This window comes from Hymenobacter lutimineralis, from assembly GCF_008271285.1.
GTDB classification, from domain to species: Bacteria; Bacteroidota; Bacteroidia; order Cytophagales; family Hymenobacteraceae; genus Hymenobacter; species Hymenobacter lutimineralis.
The window spans coordinates 136,165-152,198 of record NZ_VTHL01000003.1 but is presented as its reverse complement, the minus strand read 5'-3'; the positions used below and the strand labels follow the sequence as shown (position 1 = coordinate 152,198).

The following is a 16,034-nucleotide window of genomic DNA, read 5'->3' as shown; positions in this document are numbered from 1 at the left end:
GCTCTATGCCCGATTCCGCCGCATCTTCTGGTTTCCCCCGTCTCACCTACCTGCGCATCAAAAACTACCGCGCCCTGCGCGACGTGGAGCTGCGCGACCTGACGCCGCTGACGGTGTTCATCGGCCCTAACGGCAGCGGCAAATCCACGGTACTCGACGCGCTGGCGTTTCTGGCCGAAGCCGTGAGCGGGAATCTGCAGCAAGCCTGGGAAAAGCGGAACCGCTTCGCCGGGATGCGCACCCGCGGACAGGAGGGGCCGATTGAGTTTGAGGTGGAATATTTTATCAACGAGCATACATCTCGACTTCGCTATAAGCTGAATATAGATGAGGCAGGAGGAATGGTATACGTATCCTACGAGAGCATAACAGAGCCTGAATCGGTACTAGAGAGACTTATAGAACTGGTAAGTGCAGAACCAGTTCCACAAGGCTATGATAGAGTATTTAGATTAAACATTTATGAGCGAGACGGCAATCCTGGAAAGAGTTACACTAGTATGTCAAGTGACCCTTTCCTTTATTCTACTTTTCTCTTTTCTGAAGAGCGAGGAAGGAAAGAGGCTGCACCTAAAACATTTGCTTTGAGCGAAGCAATTAAATCCTACCGCTACATTCACCTCACCGACGACCACCTGAAAGGCTTTTCCGATGCCGGGCCGCGGGAGAAGCTGTCGGCCAACGGAGACAACCTGCCCAACGTGCTGTATTACCTGCACACCAAGCACCCGGAGGCACTGGCCCGCATCAGCGAGAAGCTGCGGCGCTGGGTGCCGGGGCTGGCGGAGGTGGTGCCGGAAATAACCTCGGATGAGCGGCTGCTGCTGCGCTTCCGGGATGCGCCGTTTGAGAAGCCCCTGCCGGCCCAGTACATGTCGGATGGCACCATGCGGCTGACGGCCCTGCTCACGCTGCTCTATGAGCCCAATGCTACCGGCTTGCTGGGGATTGAAGAGCCGGAAAACGAGCTGCACCCGCGCCTGTTGACGCGCTTGGCGGAGGAACTGAGCAAGGCTACCGAAACGCGACAATTACTGGTAGCTACTCACTCGCCCTTTTTTCTGGATGCGCTGGAGCCGGAGCAGGTGTGGATACTGGACCGGGGCGCGGATGGCTACACTCAGGCCACCCGCACGGCCGATATTCCGCAGGTGAAGGAGCTGATAGAGGATGGCTCACCGCTGGGCTACCTCTGGACCAGCAACTTCTTTCGACTGGGCGACCCGCTTGCTCCCCGCACCTCAGTCGCGCAGTAGTATGCACATTGAGTTTCTGCTGGAGGAAGAATCGGCCAAGGCCGCACTGGACGTTCTGCTGCCTAAGCTGCTGCCACCCGATACCACTTGGAGTTGCTACCCGCACCGGGGCAAAACGGACTTGTTTCAGCGCTTGCCCGGCCGCCTGAAAACTTACGCCCGCCAGTTTGCCGGGCAGCCAGATTTGCGGGTCGTGATTTTGATGGATGCCGATTCGGACTGTAAGCGGCGGAAAGGAGAGCTCGAAAAGATAGTGGCCGACGCGGGCCTGCTGACTAAGACCACCGCTGCCGGCCAGCCCTTCCGCATCATCACCCGGCTAGCGGTGCAGGAGCTGGAAGCGTGGTTTCTCGGCGACCGGGCGGCTATTCATGCGGCTTATCCGCGCGTACGCCCACCGCATTTCAGCGGCCTGCCCCACGACCCTGATACTATTGCCGATACCTGGGAAACATTGTGGCGCGTGTTGCAGGAAGGCAAGTACTACCTAACCGGCAAGGCCAAAGTGGAGTGGGCCGAAACTATTACGCCCCATCTGGAGCCGGATCGAAATACCTCGGCCAGCTTTCAGTACTTCCGGCTAGCGCTGAGTCATTCTGTACTTTCGAGGTAGCCTTTATCCTCACCGTTACTTATGCTTATGTACCGAGTCCTGCGGCTTCTGCTGCCGCTGCTGTTGCTTGGAGTTTCCCTGGTCGGCTGCAAACTGCTATCTGCTAAGTCCCGTGAAGCTAAAATCGATGTTAGGTTCACTCCGCTAGCTGGCGAAGCTGCATTGGACAGCAATCCAGTTTACGCGGGTGGCTTGACTGGTCTTTCTGAGCACGTGAGGAAGAATCTGCGCTATCCGCCGCTCTATCTTCGGTCGCACATCGAAGGCAGCTCGTTGGTTGGCTTTACTATAGACAGTACGGGGCAGGTATCGAATCATCGAATCGTAAAGCCATTCTTACAGGCCTGCGATGAAGAAGCCCTACGGGTGATAAAGCTGCTGCCGGGCACTTGGCAACCGGCTCAAAGGGCAGGAAAAGCTGTTGGAGCGGAATGCCAGATACCGGTGTCTTTTTCAATTAGGCATTAAGTAAAAGGCCCAAGCAGTGTCAGAGCTTGGGCCTTTTCGTTTGGTGTCTACGCACCTGCCCTTTCCTTATTACCCAGCTCGCTGAAAATGCTGCTTACAATAGCTGGTGCTGGCTAAGCATGGTGAGGTACTATCTTTAAGCGGCTTTTCTGCTGGTTTCAGTTTGCTCAGGTTTCCTTTATCTCAAATACTATGCGCCCGTCTTTGTCTTTTTTAGTGCCATTTCTGTCGTTGGGAATCTCGTTTGCCAGTTTTGGGCAAGACACCGAGAAGGTGACGGTCAGTCAACAGAAACCTTTGGGCCGTGAAGAATACTTTGTGCTGAAAGGCGCGCCCGCAACTAAACAGGGTCCCTATCAGCAATACAGCGGCCGCAAAGGAGCTAAGCTGCTAACGAGTGGTTTCTATACAGCTGGGCAAAAGGATAGCTTATGGATAACGTATGCTGAAAACAGTCAAGAGCTTAGCCAGAAGGGGCATTACCATAACGACGAGAAGGTGGGCGTATGGGACTATTATGGCAGTGACGGTAAGCTTGCCCAACAGTACGACCATAGCAAAGGAAAACTACTGTTCAGCAAACCCACTATGCTTATGAATGGCCTCGTGTTTTCGGCGGCAGAGGAAGGGGTGAAGCTCGACACGGACCCCGTATATGTTGAACAACTTAACCCTATGGTGAGCTACATAGGGCGGAATATGCGCTATCCGGCCGAGGCCTTGCGCAAAGACGTGCAGGGAAAGGTTTGGGTAGCCTTTACCATTGATACCAAAGGAAATACTACCGACTATCGGGTCATTCAGGGCTTAGGCTCTGGCTGTGATGAAGAGGCTCTGCGCGTGGTAAAACTTATTCCCACCAACTGGATTCCGGCCTACGCTGGCGGCAAACCAGTAGCTGCCGATTGCTTGGTGCCGGTGAGCTACGCCATCCGATGAAATGAAAATGCCTGCCCATTATAAGGCAGGCATTTTCAGCTGTTTCTATGAAAGCAATTATACCCCCACCGCTTCCTCACTTCCCAGCTCACTGAGAATGCGCTTGGCGGCTTGCACGTTTTTTACGTCTTCGATGCTGAGGATGAGCTGTTCCTTGCGCTCCTTTAGGGTGGCCGAGCGGGTGTGGCTTTGCACGTAGGAGAGGATGTTGCCGAAGGTGTCGCCCTGGAAGTAAGGCTCGTTGTTGGTGGCCGGGATGTAGCCTTTGAGCAGGTTCTTCTTGAGGGTGAGCTTCTCGAAGCCTACCTGGCAGGCCTGCCAGCGCAGGCTTACGATGTCGGCGAGCTGCTCTACCTCGGCGGGTAGGGGGCCGAAGCGGTCTATCATGCCGGTGAGCACCTTGCGCAGCTCCTCGGGGTTTTTAGCCCGATCGAGCTTGCTGTACAGCTGCAGGCGCTCCGATACGCTGGTCACGTAGTGGTCGGGGATGAGGATTTGCAGGTCGGTTTCGATGTTGCACTCCTTGGGGCGGCCGGTGCCGGTGGCTTCCTGGAGGCGCTGGGTGGGGTCGCCGAGGAACAGGTCGCGGAACTCGGTTTCCTTGAGCTCCTGCACGGCTTCGTCGAGAATCTGGTGGTAGGTTTCGAAGCCCAGGTCGTTGATGAAGCCCGACTGCTCGCCGCCCAGCAGGTTGCCCGCGCCCCGGATGTCGAGGTCGCGCATGGCCACGTTGAAGCCCGCGCCCAGGTCGGAGAATTCTTCGAGGGTGCTCAGGCGCTTACGGGCGTCGGAGGGCAGGCCGGCCACCGGGGGCGTGAGCAGGTAGCAGTAGGCCTTTTTGTTGGAGCGGCCCACGCGGCCCCGCATCTGGTGCAGGTCGGAGAGGCCGTGCATGTGGGCGCGGTTGATGATGATGGTGTTGGCGTTGGCAATATCAAGGCCCGACTCGATGAGGGTGGTGCTCACCAGCACGTCGTAGTCGCCGTCCACAAACTTCATCATGCGCTTTTCCAGCAGGTCGCCCTCCATCTGGCCGTGCACGTAGGTCACGCGGGCATCGGGCACGAGGCGCAGGATCATGCTGGCCTGCTCCTCAATGTCTTTGATGCGGTTGTGCACGAAGAATACCTGCCCGCCGCGCTTGATTTCGCGGGCAATGGCGTCGCGGATCAGCAGCTCGTCGAACACGTGCAGTTCGGTTTGCACGGGCTGGCGGTTGGGCGGGGGCGTGGCAATCACGCTCAGGTCGCGGGCGCCCATGAGGGAGAAGTGCAGGGTGCGCGGAATGGGCGTGGCCGAGAGGGTGAGCGTGTCCACGTTCACCTTTATTTCCTTGAGCTTGTCTTTGGTTTTCACCCCGAACTTCTGCTCCTCGTCAATCACCAGCAAACCCAGGTCCTTGAACTGCACATCCTTGTTGGTGAGGCGGTGGGTGCCAATGAGGATGTCGGTTTTGCCGTCGGCCACCCGGCCCAGGGTTTCCTTGATTTGCTTGGTGGTCTTGAAGCGGTTGACGTACTCCACCGTGACGGGCAGGTTGCCGAGCCGCTCGCGGAAGGTTTTGTAGTGCTGCATGGCCAGGATAGTGGTGGGCACCAGCATGGCTACCTGCTTGCCGTCGGCCACGGCCTTGAAGGCGGCCCGGATGGCTACCTCGGTTTTGCCGAAGCCCACGTCGCCGCACACGAGGCGGTCCATGGGGTGGGGCACCTCCATGTCGCGCTTCACGTCCTCGGTGGCCTTGGCCTGGTCGGGGGTGTCCTCGTAGATGAAGGAGGATTCCAGCTCGGCCTGCATAAAGGAATCCTGGGCGAAGGCGTGGCCGGGCGCGGTTTTGCGCTTGGCGTAGAGCCGGATGAGCTCGGCCGCAATGTCCTTCACCTTTTTCTTAACCGACTTCTTCTTGTTTTCCCACTCCGGGGAGCCCAGCTTGCTCATGGAGGGTGGGGTGCCCTCGGCCCCCGAGTACTTGGCAATCTTGTGCAGGGCGTGGATGCTCACGGTCAGCACGTCGTCGTCGCGGTACACCAGCCGGATGGCTTCCTGGAGCCGGTCGTTGATTTCGACCTGGGTGAGGCCGGCAAAGCGGGCAATGCCGTAGTCCTGGTGCACCACGTAGTCGCCGGGCACAAGGGTACGCAGCTCCTTGAGCGTAAGGGCCTTTTTCTTGCTGAATTTGCGGGTTTCCTGGGCCCGGTAGTAGCGCTCAAACAGCTGGTGGTCGGTGTACACCACCAGTTTCAGCGTCTCGTCGATGAAGCCTTCGCGCAGGCCCAGGAGCAGGTGCTGAAACTGCACGTTGTTGTCCAGCTCGTCGAAGATGGTGCGGAGGCGGTCGGCCTGGCGCACCTGCTCGGCGGCCATGATGTTGGTGTAGCCCTTCTTCTGGTTGTCGTGCAGGTTCTTCACGATGCGGTTGAAGTCCTTGCCGAAGCTGGGCTGGGGCTTGGCGCTGAACTGGAACTCCTCGGCCCCGGTCTTGTAGTGAAACCGCTTGCCGAACTCCACCACCGCAAACCCGTCGAGCAGCTTCTTCAGCGACTTGCCCGTCTCAAACAGGTCGTCGGGCTTGCTCACCACCTGGGTGCCGCCCGAAGCCGCCAGCAGCTCCTTGAAGCCGTGCTCGGCCTTGTCGAAGTACTCGTCTACCACGTCCAGGGTCTGGCGCACGTCCTTGGCCCAGATGGTGGTATTCTGGGGAATGAAGTCGAGGAAGGCTTCCCGGGTTTCCTGGAGCAGCTTGGTTTGCACGTTCGGGATGATGCTCACCTGCTGGCGCTTTTCCACCGACAGCTGGCTTTCGGGGTCAAACGTCCGAATCGTCTCCACCTCGTCGCCGAACAGCTCGATGCGGTAGGGCAGCTCGTTGGCGTAGGAAAAGATATCCACAATGCCCCCGCGCACGGCAAACTGGCCGGCCTCGTATACAAAGTCGCTCCGCTCGAAGTCGTACTCCGCCAGCATCTCGCTCACGAAGTTCACGTCCAGCTTGTCGCCCACCTTCACCAGAAAGGTATTGGCTACCAGGCTTTTCTTGTTGATAACCTTCTCGAACAAGGCCTCGGGGTAGGTGACGATAAGCGCCCCGGCCGTGTCCTTTATGCTGATCTTCTTGCCCTTCTGGCTTTTTTCTGCGCCTTCGGGCAGGGCATCGTCGGCGTCCTCCGAGGCCTGCTCGGCGCTGGTTTTGGGTCCGCGGTGGCTATTGAGCTTGTTGAGCACCTCGGCCCGCATCAGCACGTTGGCGTTTTCCGTCTCGTCGAAGGAGTAGGGGCGCTTGTAGGAGGTGGGGAACAGCAGGGGCTCCTCGTTGGGCACCAAATGCTGGAGGTCGGCCAGGAAGTAAGCCGCCTCGTCCCGGTCGTGGAGGATGAACAAGTGGTGCTGGTCGGGAAACTCCTGGTGCAGAGCCGCGGCTAGCACGGCATCCTGGGAGCCGATGAGGCCGCGCAGGTGCAGGCGGGTGGTGCCGGCCTCGGCCTTGGCGGCCCCGCGCAGGGTGTTACGCGTGGCGGGGTTCAGGCGGGCGCCCACGGTCAGCACGGTTGGGTCGAGGGCGTAGAGCTTCAGAAAATCGGAGACCTTCAAAACGGGTATCGGCTAAAGGGGAGGCAAAGGGGGAAGCCCGGCCGGAGTCAACTCCGGTCGGGCAGGGGTGGTAGCAATACCGCGGCCAAGGTCCGAAAGTTTCCGCGAAGCCCCGGCATGGCGCGTATGGTGGAGCTTATTACTTAATTCCTATATTAGGTCCTGCTTACCCCGCTCTGCTTGCCTACCCCTTAATTCCCACACCCCATGGACCCTACCCGCAACCCGGCCGAGGACCCCGAATTCGATTTTAACGCCTGGGAGCTGCGCCAGCGGGCCCATCACGCCTGGCTAGCCATCTACCAGCAGCGCTGCCTGTCCGCCGTGCATACGCCCCGGCCCTACACGCGCGGCAGCGCCCGGCCCTGGGCCGCCTGCGCCCTGCCCGAGAAAAGTCATTGCTAGGCCCGGGCGCACTACCTTCGTACTTTCGCAAGTAGTAAGTAGTAGGTATTTTTTGTGCGCGGTTCTTCTCACCTGGCTATCGGCCTGATTACCGGCGTCGCCATTGCCGGCTTGGTACCCGGCATTCCCTTCTCCCCGGCGGGTATTGCCCTGGCCGGCTTTTCGTCCCTGGCTCCCGACCTCGACCACCCCGGCTCCCGGCTCAGCAAACGGCTGGGCTTCGCGCAGAACTACGTGCGCTGGGCTTTTATGGTGGGGGCAGCCGTGCTGGCGGCCTACACGCACTTCCTGCTGCCGCCCGGCCCCGACCGGCGTATGGGCTTCACGGCGGCGCTGGCGTTTGGCCTGATTGGGGCCGCCATGCAGGGCGACGCCACGCGCAAGCTGGCCCTGCTCTTTACCGGGCTGTGCACGGTGGTAGCGGGCCTCTACACCGAGTACGTGTGGCTGAGCATGCTGGGGTGCTTTGTGGCCGTGGCCCCCTATACCTCCCACCGCACCTGGACGCACACGCTCTGGGCGGCGGCTTTGTGGACCTATATCGGGCACCTGGCCAACCAGAGCCTGGGCTGGCATGGCGTGGCCCTGTTCGCGGGCGGGGGGTACCTGTCGCACCTGCTGGCCGATACGCTCACCAAGGCCGGGGTGAAATACTTTATGCCGCTCTGGGACGTTAGTGTGAAAATTCCGCTGATTCGCACGGGCTCGAAAAGCGGTAATTTTCTGGAGGTGGCCATTTGTGCGGGCTACGGGCTGTTGGTGCTGGGGTTGGTAGTTGGGCGGATGGGGTTTTAAACAAAATGCTGGCAAGTAGATTATTACTCCACAGGAGCTTGGAGCCCGCAGCCGGCCTGGCCGTGGGCCAGGAGAGTGGCCCGGCCCACCACGGGAGCTGCTGCCCGCCCCGAGAGAATATAGGGTTTTTGCTGAACTTGGATTATTTACTTTTAGCTCCCAACCTGAATGGTGAAATCAAACAGTATAAAGACGCTATATGATGCCTTCTGCGTTGTAGAAAATAGGATTATATAGGAAAGTAGCTTTGTCTATATACGCAAAGAATCAGGCAGTTACCATATTAAATTTATATTATGTATTTTATGCTTCCTTCGTACCTTTGAACCCCTCCTGCCTCTACGGGAGCTTCCGAACTACCACCCCGCTTCTCGTCCTCTTCATCCTTTACACACCTGTTTTCGCTCATTTTCCGCTCATTCTAACCCGCGTTCCTTGTTTATGAATCAGATGAATAGCCCGCTGATCCGGATAGGCGTCTTCTACGACGGCAATTATTTCCTGAAGATCAGTGATTACTACTACTTCCAACATGAACGGAAAGCTCGCATCAGCCTGGAAGGGCTGCACGAGTTCATCCGCCATCAGGTTGCCGAAGATGAAGATACCGACGTGCGCCTGTGTCAGATCACCGACGCGCACTTCTTCCGGGGGCGCCTGAGCGCCACCGAAGCCCGCGACAAAGACCGACTGTTCCATGACCGGCTCCTGGACGACATTCTCATGAACCTGGGTATCACCACCCACTACATGGCCCTGAAAACCCGCGACGGCCGCCTGCAGGAAAAAGGCATCGACGTGTGGCTGTCGCTGGAAGCCCTGGAACTGGCCCTACACAAAAGCTTCGACGTGATTGTGCTCATTGCCGGCGACTCCGACTACCTGCCGCTGGTGAAGAAGCTCAACACCGTGGGTACCCGCGTGATGCTGCTGAGCTGGGATTTCAAGTACACCGACTTCAAAGGCGAAAACCGCGTAACGCGTCCTTCCCAGCAGCTGCTCGACCACTCTACCTATCCCGTGCTCATGCACGAGGTAATTGATGAGCGTCTGGCCAAAAACGACCCGCTGATTGAGGACATGTTTGTGAACACGCCCGAGCCGGCACCCTACAGCCCCGCGGCCAAGCCCGTACGCCCGACAGGCCCCACGGCAGCCGGGCCGGTAGGCACGGTAGGCATCAGCACCATCAAGAACCTGAAAAACGGGTTTGGCTTCGTGGTAATGCCGCCAAACAACCTGTTCTTCAGCTACGCTGATATGGCCGAAGGCGACTTCAACGACCTGCGCGAAGGCGACTGGGTGGAGTTTACCGTAGGCCGCAACCACCGCGACGAAGACTGTGCCCGCAACGTGCGCAAAGTAGAGGCGCCGCAGTTTGACGAGGAAGAAGAAAACTCTTCCGAAGAAGAAGAGCACGAGTCCGCCAGCTCGCGCTACTAGTACCCTGCCCTTATCCTTGTAGTTCGGTCTTGGAAAAGCCGGCTGACGAACAGTCAGCCGGCTTTTTTGTGGCCGTTTATTCCTGGCTGTCGTCGGCGGAGGGAAACAGCAGGTTGCGGAACTCGCGCTTGGTTGCGGGGTAGCGGTTGAAGGTGCCCAGGCCGCACGCTACCACCAGCTCCCGAGTGGCGCAGAAGATGTCGCCCTCGGCTACTACCAGGCTTTTACCGCTGTGCACCACCCGGGCCCGGGCCACCAGCTGGTCGTGCAGGCGCACGGGGTGCAGGTAGTTGATCTTGAACTCGACCGTAGAAACCAGCTCGCCCTCCGTGAAAGCCAGGGCCAGGGCCGCCGCCCCCAGGGCCGAGTCCATCAGGCCGGCCAACACGCCGCCGTGGCAGGTACCGGGGGAGGAGAGGTGCTCGGGCAGCACCGTCATGCTGTATTCTACCTGGCCGGAGCCGACGAGGCGCAGCGCCATGCCATTGGTGCGGCCGTACTGGTTGATTTGGTTGTAGATGGCCACCAGTGTGGCCACATCGGGGAGGGGTTCCATGGAAAAGGGAAGGGGGTACTGGGCTTTCAGCGAAAAGTTAGGCTTCTTTACGGAAAGCCCCCGGTCATGTCTGCTCTGCCGCTCACCTTTGCTGAGTTCTATCCCCGCTACCTGCGCGACCATCAGCGCCGGGGCACGCGGGTGCTGCACTTCATCGGCACCTCCCTGTTCTTGGTAGCGGCTGTGCTGGCGCTGGTGTTCCTGCGGCCGGTTCTGCTGGCCTGGGGCATTGGGGTGGCGTACGGGCTGGCTTGGGTGGGGCACTTTTTCGTGGAGCACAACCGGCCTGCCACCTTTCAGCACCCGTGGCTTTCCCTACGAGGCGACTTCAAGCTGTACGTGGACTTGCTGCGCGGCCGGGAAAAGTTCTAAAGAGGCTTCTGCATCAGGAAGTGCGGAATGCTGCCAAATAAGGTATGCGACGGCGCTACCACGGCATAGCCGGCCCGCTCATAGAAAGGCACCGCGGCGGCGCGGGCATGCAGCACGCACTCGGTGAGGCCCCGGTGACGCGCTTCGGCTTCTAAGTAGGTAAGCACAGCCTGGCCTACGCCCTGGCCCTGCCAGGCGGGATGAACTGCCATAAAGCGCACTTGGCCCTGGGCCGCGGTAGCCGCGTGCAGGCGCCCTACGCCCACCAGCGTGCCATCCTCGGCCAGTGCCGCTGCGTGGCAGGTGGCCGGGTCCTCGTCGTCGGGGGCGTGCTCGGAGCCGGGAGGCTGCAGCCAGGGCGCCCGGAGCACTTGGTAGCGAAGTTGGTAGTACGCGGCCCACTCGGCCGGGCTTTGAGGCGCCGTAACACGCATAGCAGGAAGGGACGTTAAAGGAAAACAGGAGCGGTTCCGGCGCGGCTGCGCCGGGCGTACGGCCAAACTCCTACCTTTGGGCCCTGCGCCCTGCAAGATATTCTTTCTTTTCCCTGCTTTTCCTCATGGCTTCCTTCGATATCGTCAGCAAAGTAGATCCGCAAACCCTGGAAAATGCGGTGAACACGGCTAAAAAAGAACTGCAAACCCGCTACGACCTCCGCGACACGAAGGGCGGCATCGAGCTGGACAAAAAGGCCAATACCATTCTGCTGAGCTCGGAGAATTCTATGCGTATTCAGGCCCTGGAACACATCCTGCTCACGCGGGTGGTGAAACAGGGTATTGATGGGACCGTGCTGGACTTCTCGGACGAAGAGGTGCCCAGTGGGGCGCTGGTGAAGAAAACCGTGAAAGTGCGCGCCGGCGTTGACAAAGAAGTTGGGCGAAAAATTATCAAGGCCATCAAAGATGCTAAGGTGAAAGTAGAAGCCCAGATGCAGGACGACCAGGTGCGCGTGACGGCCAAAAAAATTGACGATCTGCAGGCGGCCATTGCGGCCGTGCGGCGGGCGGAGGTTGGCCAGCCCCTGCAATTTGTGAACATGAAGAGCTAGTCAATGTGCTCATGCGGCAATGGGCTGGTGTGCTAAGGCTTGTTCTGGCATCAGCACATCGGCGCATTAACTCTCCTCATCACACCAGCACCTTTCCCATATTCGCACAGTAAACACCATGTTCGACCTTTCCATTTTCTCCGAAACGCAAACCTGGGTGAGCCTGCTGACGCTCACGTTCATGGAAATTGTGCTCGGCATCGACAACATCATCTTCATTTCCATTATCGTCAACCGCCTGGACCCCGCGCAGCAGAAGCGGGGCCGTACCATTGGGCTGGTGCTGGCGCTGGTTATCCGGATCCTGCTGCTGATGAGTATTTCCTGGATTGTGGGCCTGAAAGCCCCGTTGTTCCACATCGATGTGCCCTGGGCCGACCACGACTTTGGCGTAACCGGACGCGACATTATCCTGCTGATCGGGGGCCTGTTCCTCATTGCCAAAAGCACCACCGAAATTCACACCAAGCTGCAGGGGGAGGAAGAAACTGAGGCCGGCGGCAAGCTTTACAGCTCCATGGGGCGCATTATTATTCAGATTGTGCTCATCGACATCGTGTTCAGCTTCGACTCCATTCTCACGGCCGTAGGGCTGGTCGATAATGTGCTGATCATGATTCTGGCCGTGGTGCTGTCGATGGGCGTGATGCTGGCCTTCTCCGGAGTAGTAGCCGACTTCGTCAACCGCAACCCTACCATCAAGATGCTGGCCTTGTCTTTCCTGATTATGATTGGGGTGATGCTGGTGATGGAGGCTTTCCACAAGGAAATCGAAAAGGGCTACATCTACTTTGCCATGTTCTTTTCCCTGGTGGTGGAAGTGCTCAACATGCGTTTGCGCAAAAAGGCCGACCCGGTACGCCTGCGCGACTCCCAGTTCGACTAAGCGGTTAACAGCGTTGGTAAAAGCAGAGGCCCACAGCGTGTAGCGGTGGGCCTCTTTGGTTATAGGCGTTTCAGGAGCATTAGCAGCAAGATCAGCGCCACTACGGAGCCTATGATGGCCAGGTTGACTCGTACCTGCGTATTGGAAGCCCGCCAGCCGCTGCCTGCTATAACTAACAAAATGCCACTGAATACAGCCAGGACGCTTACTTCATTGTGAACTGGCAGTGGCGTGCCATCAGGTAGCTGCGCTGCAAACACAAAATGGCCTATCGGGGAAATGCGTAGCTGCAAATGGGGGATGGATAGCGGAATATCGACGCTGGTGATGAAGTGCCCATGCGAAGTGCCTATTTCGTATTTCCCGGGCTCATTGACGTTGGATTTATCTGCGTAGGTCAGAAAGTTGGCCTGCACTTCTCTTCTTAACACGAAATAGTCAACCAGGATCAGGCAAGGCAGCAGCAGTAAAAGCTGACACCAGCGGCGGGCCCGCCCGGAATACGAGTGGTAATCGAATACCTGCAACACCCTAATTCTGGCTCGGCGCCTGAATGCGGTGGGTGGCGGAGTCCGTTGGGCGCGTGACCTGTAATTTGTTGGAGGAGCCGGAGCAGGCAGCTTCTGCGCCTGCTGCAACGCTGCGTCATAGCGCTGCCGGCGAATGGGGTCGGAGAGGGTTTCGTAGGCTTCATTTACCGCCAGATACCGTTGGTGGGCAGCTGGGTCGGCGGTACGGTCGGGGTGGGTGAGGCGCACCAGGTGCAGGTAGGCCCGGCGTATCTCGGCGGCGGCGGCCTGCTCGCTTAGCTCCAGAACGGCGTAGTAGGTTATCATCGGCTGCAGGCTAAACAACGGCCCGCCCGGCAGAAAGCCAGGCGGGCCGTTGGGGTTAAGCGGTACTGGAAAAAAAGCTAGTGGCGCACCACTACTTTTTTGGTGAGCGTACCCTGAGGCGTGGTCACGCGCACCAGATAGAGGCCATCGGCCAGGTCGCGCACGTCGAGGAAGGCGCCGCTTTGTGCCTGCCCGGCCGACAGGGAAACCGTGCGCACGGAAGTACCCAGTACGGTAAGCACTTCCACCTGCACCGGAGCCGCACCCAGGCCGAAGGTGCGCAGCATAAGCTGGTTGTTGGCGGGGTTCGGGTATACCTCCACGGCCGTGGCGCTGAGGGTGGCCTGCGCGCTCAGGGCAGCCGGGAGGGCAAACCCCGCTTTGTTGTCGCTCAGGGACTTGCCGCTACCTTGGATAGCATTGCTCCCCATGCCGCGGCGGGCAAACACCCGCCAGATAAGGTCCTGGTTGGCCGAGTTGAACAGGGCCTTATCGGCGGCCAGGATGGCGTTGCGTCCGTCCAGGAAGCCGGGGCTGCAGGGCTGCAGCTTCATTCCCTCCATCACCAGCAGCATGGCTTTGTTGTTGCCCCCGGTGCCGCGGTACAAGTCGGCGTTGTAGCCGTAGCGCTCAATCATGGCCCAGTTCAGGTCCCAGAGCACCGTGGCCCACACCTCGCCCACGTCGTGCGTCTCGGTGTATGCCTTGCCAATGATGTCGTAGGTGTAGTTGTTGACGGCCATATCAGTGGAATACGGCTTCTGTCGGATGCCTTCGCCATCGGTAGGCTGGCCCATCACGTACGAGCCCACACTCCGGGGAGTGGTGGCTTTGTCGCCGGGCTTGGTTGTCAGCCACAAGGCCACAAAGTCGCTCCAGCCCTCGCCCATACCCTCCACATTGTCTAGGCAGTCGGCAGTGGAGGGCCCACCGGTGAGGCGGGTGCTGATGCCGTGGGTGTATTCGTGAGCAATGATAACGTTATCGAAGGCTCCATCCCGGTCGGCGTACGGGCTGGGCGGGCTCAGTAGCTCCACGCTTACCGTTTCCCCGGCTTTCAGGCGGGCCTTGATCTGTTCTCCCGCGGCCAGCGTAATCATCAGGCTGGGAATAGCTAGCTGATCATCCCCGCCCATGGTAAGCAGCTCATCCTCCACGTTGTTGATGACCACCACGGCAATGGCCCCGGCATTCTGCGCCGCCTGGATTTTCTCCACGAAGGTGCAGTCGCCGCGGTCCAGCAGGGCAATGTTACCTTTAATGGCACTGGCATTGGTGAGCGTACCGCTGCAGGCCCGGGTGGGAGTAGCGCTGCCGTCGTTCACCAGCACCAGCTGGCCCTTAAGCGGGGTAACTTCGGGCAGGGCGGGCCCGATACTGCCCTCGGCGGCGGGGTAGGTGTCGGCAATGGAGGCCGGGGCGGTTACCTTCAGGGTAGTGGTATTGGGGGCCGGCCAGGTAAACATATGCATGCGGCCCGCCGAGCCATCCACGCTGGGCACGAAGTAGGCATTGTACACACCGTCCGGGTCCTGGGCTACGGCCCGCACGGCGTCGCTGCCGCGTCCTTTGCCGGTGTAGTTCTTGGTTTGGTAGTTGCCGCTGGCTTCCGTGAAGCCGTAGTTGTAGAACACGTCGTGCATGATGTTATTCATGTAGAACAGGTTCACCACGGCCGCTTTCTGGTTGTCCAGCAAAGACTTGTTGCTGTCGTACGCGGGGTTGAACGCCAGGCTGGTGCCACCATCAACGTAGACGGGGCTTTTGGCTTCGTCGAAGACAAAAGCCAGGGTATTGTTGCCGCGCGTGGTCGTAAACTCGGGGCCGGCGGCGCCGTTGGTGTCGTGCCAGCCGTAGGGCGAGGCCTGGGCGTCGGCGGGGTTGCGAACCTCGGTGCGGGCCCCGAAGGACGGCCCTTCCGTTGGAATAGCGAATACCGTGTAGGTTGGTTCGTTGGCGGATGGGCGGCCGCTAATCCCGGCCGCGGGTGGGGCCAGCTGCTGGGCGGCGGTGGGTACCGGCGGAGCCAGCTGCTCGTGGATGTTCCGGTCGTGCTGCTCTACTATCCGGCCGGTGCCGGCGTCTACCAGCAGACGCCACTGCTGGGGCGTGCGGGGCGGGTGCAGCACCACCTGCCAAACCAGCTGCACGCGGCCATCCTCGGCGGCCAGGTACGCCAGCTCCACGGGTATTTCCTCCGTGGAAAGGGCGTCGTCGGTTAGAGTGAGCTTGTTGGTGCGGCTCTGCGCCGTGCTGGTCGGGCGCAGGCTGGCGGGCGTGAGCTTGAGCTTGCGGGCAGCGGCCAGCGTGGCTTCCGTACCCGACAAGGCGGCGGCCGCTTCCGGGGCCTTGCGGGCCAGATCGGCCACGAACCGACCCGTTTGCGTGAGCAGGGCGCCCTGGCGGTCGAAGTGCAGGCCCATTTCGGTGCCAAACACCGGCAAGCCCTGGTGCTGCTGGCGCAGGTACACGTGCGAGATGCCCGTCAGGTCGTCGGTGTAGGCATCCGTAATAAGCGGGTTCTGCACATCGGCCGGCCGCAGGCCCAGCTGCTGCTGGTGCTGCGCGAGGTAGTGCTGGGCCCGGGTGCCGGGGTCCTGGGCCTGGGCGGGCGAGGGTGCGCTCAGGCCCAAAAGCAGGGCAGCAAAGAAGCTGGTTAAAAGTGTTTTCACTGGAACGAAAGAAAGTTTGGGGCAGGTTAGGAGATAAATATACAGGGAATATTTCAGCCGAAAGCCCCGCAACTGCCTGGAATGTGCCCGCTTAGCTGGCCCGGCTTCAGTTTGCTAGCCGGGCATTGCCGCAAAAAGGGTATTTTTGGCATAC

At 59.6% G+C, this 16,034-nt stretch carries 15 protein-coding genes; 10 read left to right on the top strand and 5 right to left on the bottom strand.

Annotated elements, in window-relative coordinates:
* The first annotated feature begins 5 nt into the window (after nucleotides 1–5).
* From FY528_RS04595 to FY528_RS04580, 4 genes are all read left to right on the top strand, one after another.
* Entirely contained in the window at nucleotides 6–1,256 is a 1,251-nt protein-coding gene (locus tag FY528_RS04595) for an AAA family ATPase (protein ID WP_149069820.1), read from the top strand.
* 1 nt (nucleotide 1,257) lies between these two features.
* Nucleotides 1,258–1,869: a DUF4276 family protein gene (locus FY528_RS04590; protein ID WP_187632005.1), complete on the top strand. Its 612-nt coding sequence runs from the start codon at nucleotides 1,258–1,260 to the stop codon at nucleotides 1,867–1,869.
* Between the two features lie 27 nt (nucleotides 1,870–1,896).
* A complete protein-coding gene (locus tag FY528_RS04585; RefSeq protein WP_187632004.1) occupies nucleotides 1,897–2,337 on the top strand; it encodes an energy transducer TonB in 441 nt (146 codons plus the stop codon).
* Between the two features lie 192 nt (nucleotides 2,338–2,529).
* Entirely contained in the window at nucleotides 2,530–3,276 is a 747-nt protein-coding gene (locus tag FY528_RS04580) for an energy transducer TonB (RefSeq protein ID WP_149069817.1), read from the top strand.
* Nucleotides 3,277–3,333: 57 nt separating this feature from the next.
* On the opposite strand, the gene mfd is transcribed toward FY528_RS04580, so the two are convergent.
* Nucleotides 3,334–6,864 (bottom strand): transcription-repair coupling factor, encoded by a 3,531-nt coding sequence (gene mfd / locus FY528_RS04575; RefSeq protein WP_149069816.1) that lies wholly within the window; start codon nucleotides 6,862–6,864, stop codon nucleotides 3,334–3,336.
* A 207-nt stretch (nucleotides 6,865–7,071) separates the two neighbouring features.
* Here mfd and FY528_RS04570 point away from each other — a divergent pair, with 207 nt between their 5' ends.
* The 3 genes from FY528_RS04570 (at nucleotide 7,072) to FY528_RS04560 (ending at nucleotide 9,507) form a co-directional block, all read left to right on the top strand.
* Nucleotides 7,072–7,269, top strand: a complete 198-nt coding sequence (locus tag FY528_RS04570) for a hypothetical protein (protein ID WP_149069815.1) — start codon at nucleotides 7,072–7,074, stop codon at nucleotides 7,267–7,269.
* 54 nt (nucleotides 7,270–7,323) lie between these two features.
* Nucleotides 7,324–8,064, top strand: coding sequence for a metal-dependent hydrolase (locus FY528_RS04565; RefSeq protein WP_149069814.1), 741 nt, complete (start codon nucleotides 7,324–7,326; stop codon nucleotides 8,062–8,064).
* Between the two features lie 441 nt (nucleotides 8,065–8,505).
* Nucleotides 8,506–9,507, top strand: coding sequence for an NYN domain-containing protein (locus FY528_RS04560; protein WP_149069813.1), 1,002 nt, complete (start codon nucleotides 8,506–8,508; stop codon nucleotides 9,505–9,507).
* Between the two features lie 76 nt (nucleotides 9,508–9,583).
* Here the strand turns inward: FY528_RS04560 and FY528_RS04555 are convergent, their stop codons facing one another.
* On the bottom strand, nucleotides 9,584–10,063 hold the full coding sequence (locus FY528_RS04555) for a PaaI family thioesterase (protein WP_149069812.1): 480 nt from the start codon (nucleotides 10,061–10,063) through the stop codon (nucleotides 9,584–9,586).
* 66 nt (nucleotides 10,064–10,129) lie between these two features.
* Here FY528_RS04555 and FY528_RS04550 point away from each other — a divergent pair, with 66 nt between their 5' ends.
* Complete coding sequence (locus tag FY528_RS04550) at nucleotides 10,130–10,435, top strand: Mpo1-like protein (protein WP_149069811.1); 306 nt, start codon at nucleotides 10,130–10,132, stop codon at nucleotides 10,433–10,435.
* Here the strand turns inward: FY528_RS04550 and FY528_RS04545 are convergent.
* Entirely contained in the window at nucleotides 10,432–10,869 is a 438-nt protein-coding gene (locus FY528_RS04545) for a GNAT family N-acetyltransferase (protein ID WP_149069810.1), read from the bottom strand. The genes FY528_RS04550 and FY528_RS04545 overlap by 4 nt on opposite strands.
* A gap of 125 nt (nucleotides 10,870–10,994) precedes the next feature.
* Between FY528_RS04545 and FY528_RS04540 the strand changes: the two genes are divergently transcribed.
* Both FY528_RS04540 and FY528_RS04535 read left to right on the top strand, forming a co-directional pair.
* Nucleotides 10,995–11,486 carry a YajQ family cyclic di-GMP-binding protein gene (locus FY528_RS04540; RefSeq protein ID WP_149069809.1) on the top strand — a complete coding sequence of 164 codons (492 nt, stop codon included), beginning with the start codon at nucleotides 10,995–10,997 and terminating at the stop codon, nucleotides 11,484–11,486.
* Nucleotides 11,487–11,604: 118 nt separating this feature from the next.
* A complete protein-coding gene (locus tag FY528_RS04535; RefSeq protein WP_149069808.1) occupies nucleotides 11,605–12,372 on the top strand; it encodes a TerC family protein in 768 nt (255 codons plus the stop codon).
* Nucleotides 12,373–12,431: 59 nt separating this feature from the next.
* Here the strand turns inward: FY528_RS04535 and FY528_RS04530 are convergent, their stop codons facing one another.
* Both FY528_RS04530 and FY528_RS04525 read right to left on the bottom strand, forming a co-directional pair.
* Complete coding sequence (locus FY528_RS04530) at nucleotides 12,432–13,208, bottom strand: J domain-containing protein (RefSeq protein WP_149069807.1); 777 nt, start codon at nucleotides 13,206–13,208, stop codon at nucleotides 12,432–12,434.
* Between the two features lie 77 nt (nucleotides 13,209–13,285).
* Nucleotides 13,286–15,880, bottom strand: a complete 2,595-nt coding sequence (locus FY528_RS04525) for a M36 family metallopeptidase (protein ID WP_187632003.1) — start codon at nucleotides 15,878–15,880, stop codon at nucleotides 13,286–13,288.
* Nucleotides 15,881–16,034: the final 154 nt, after the last annotated feature.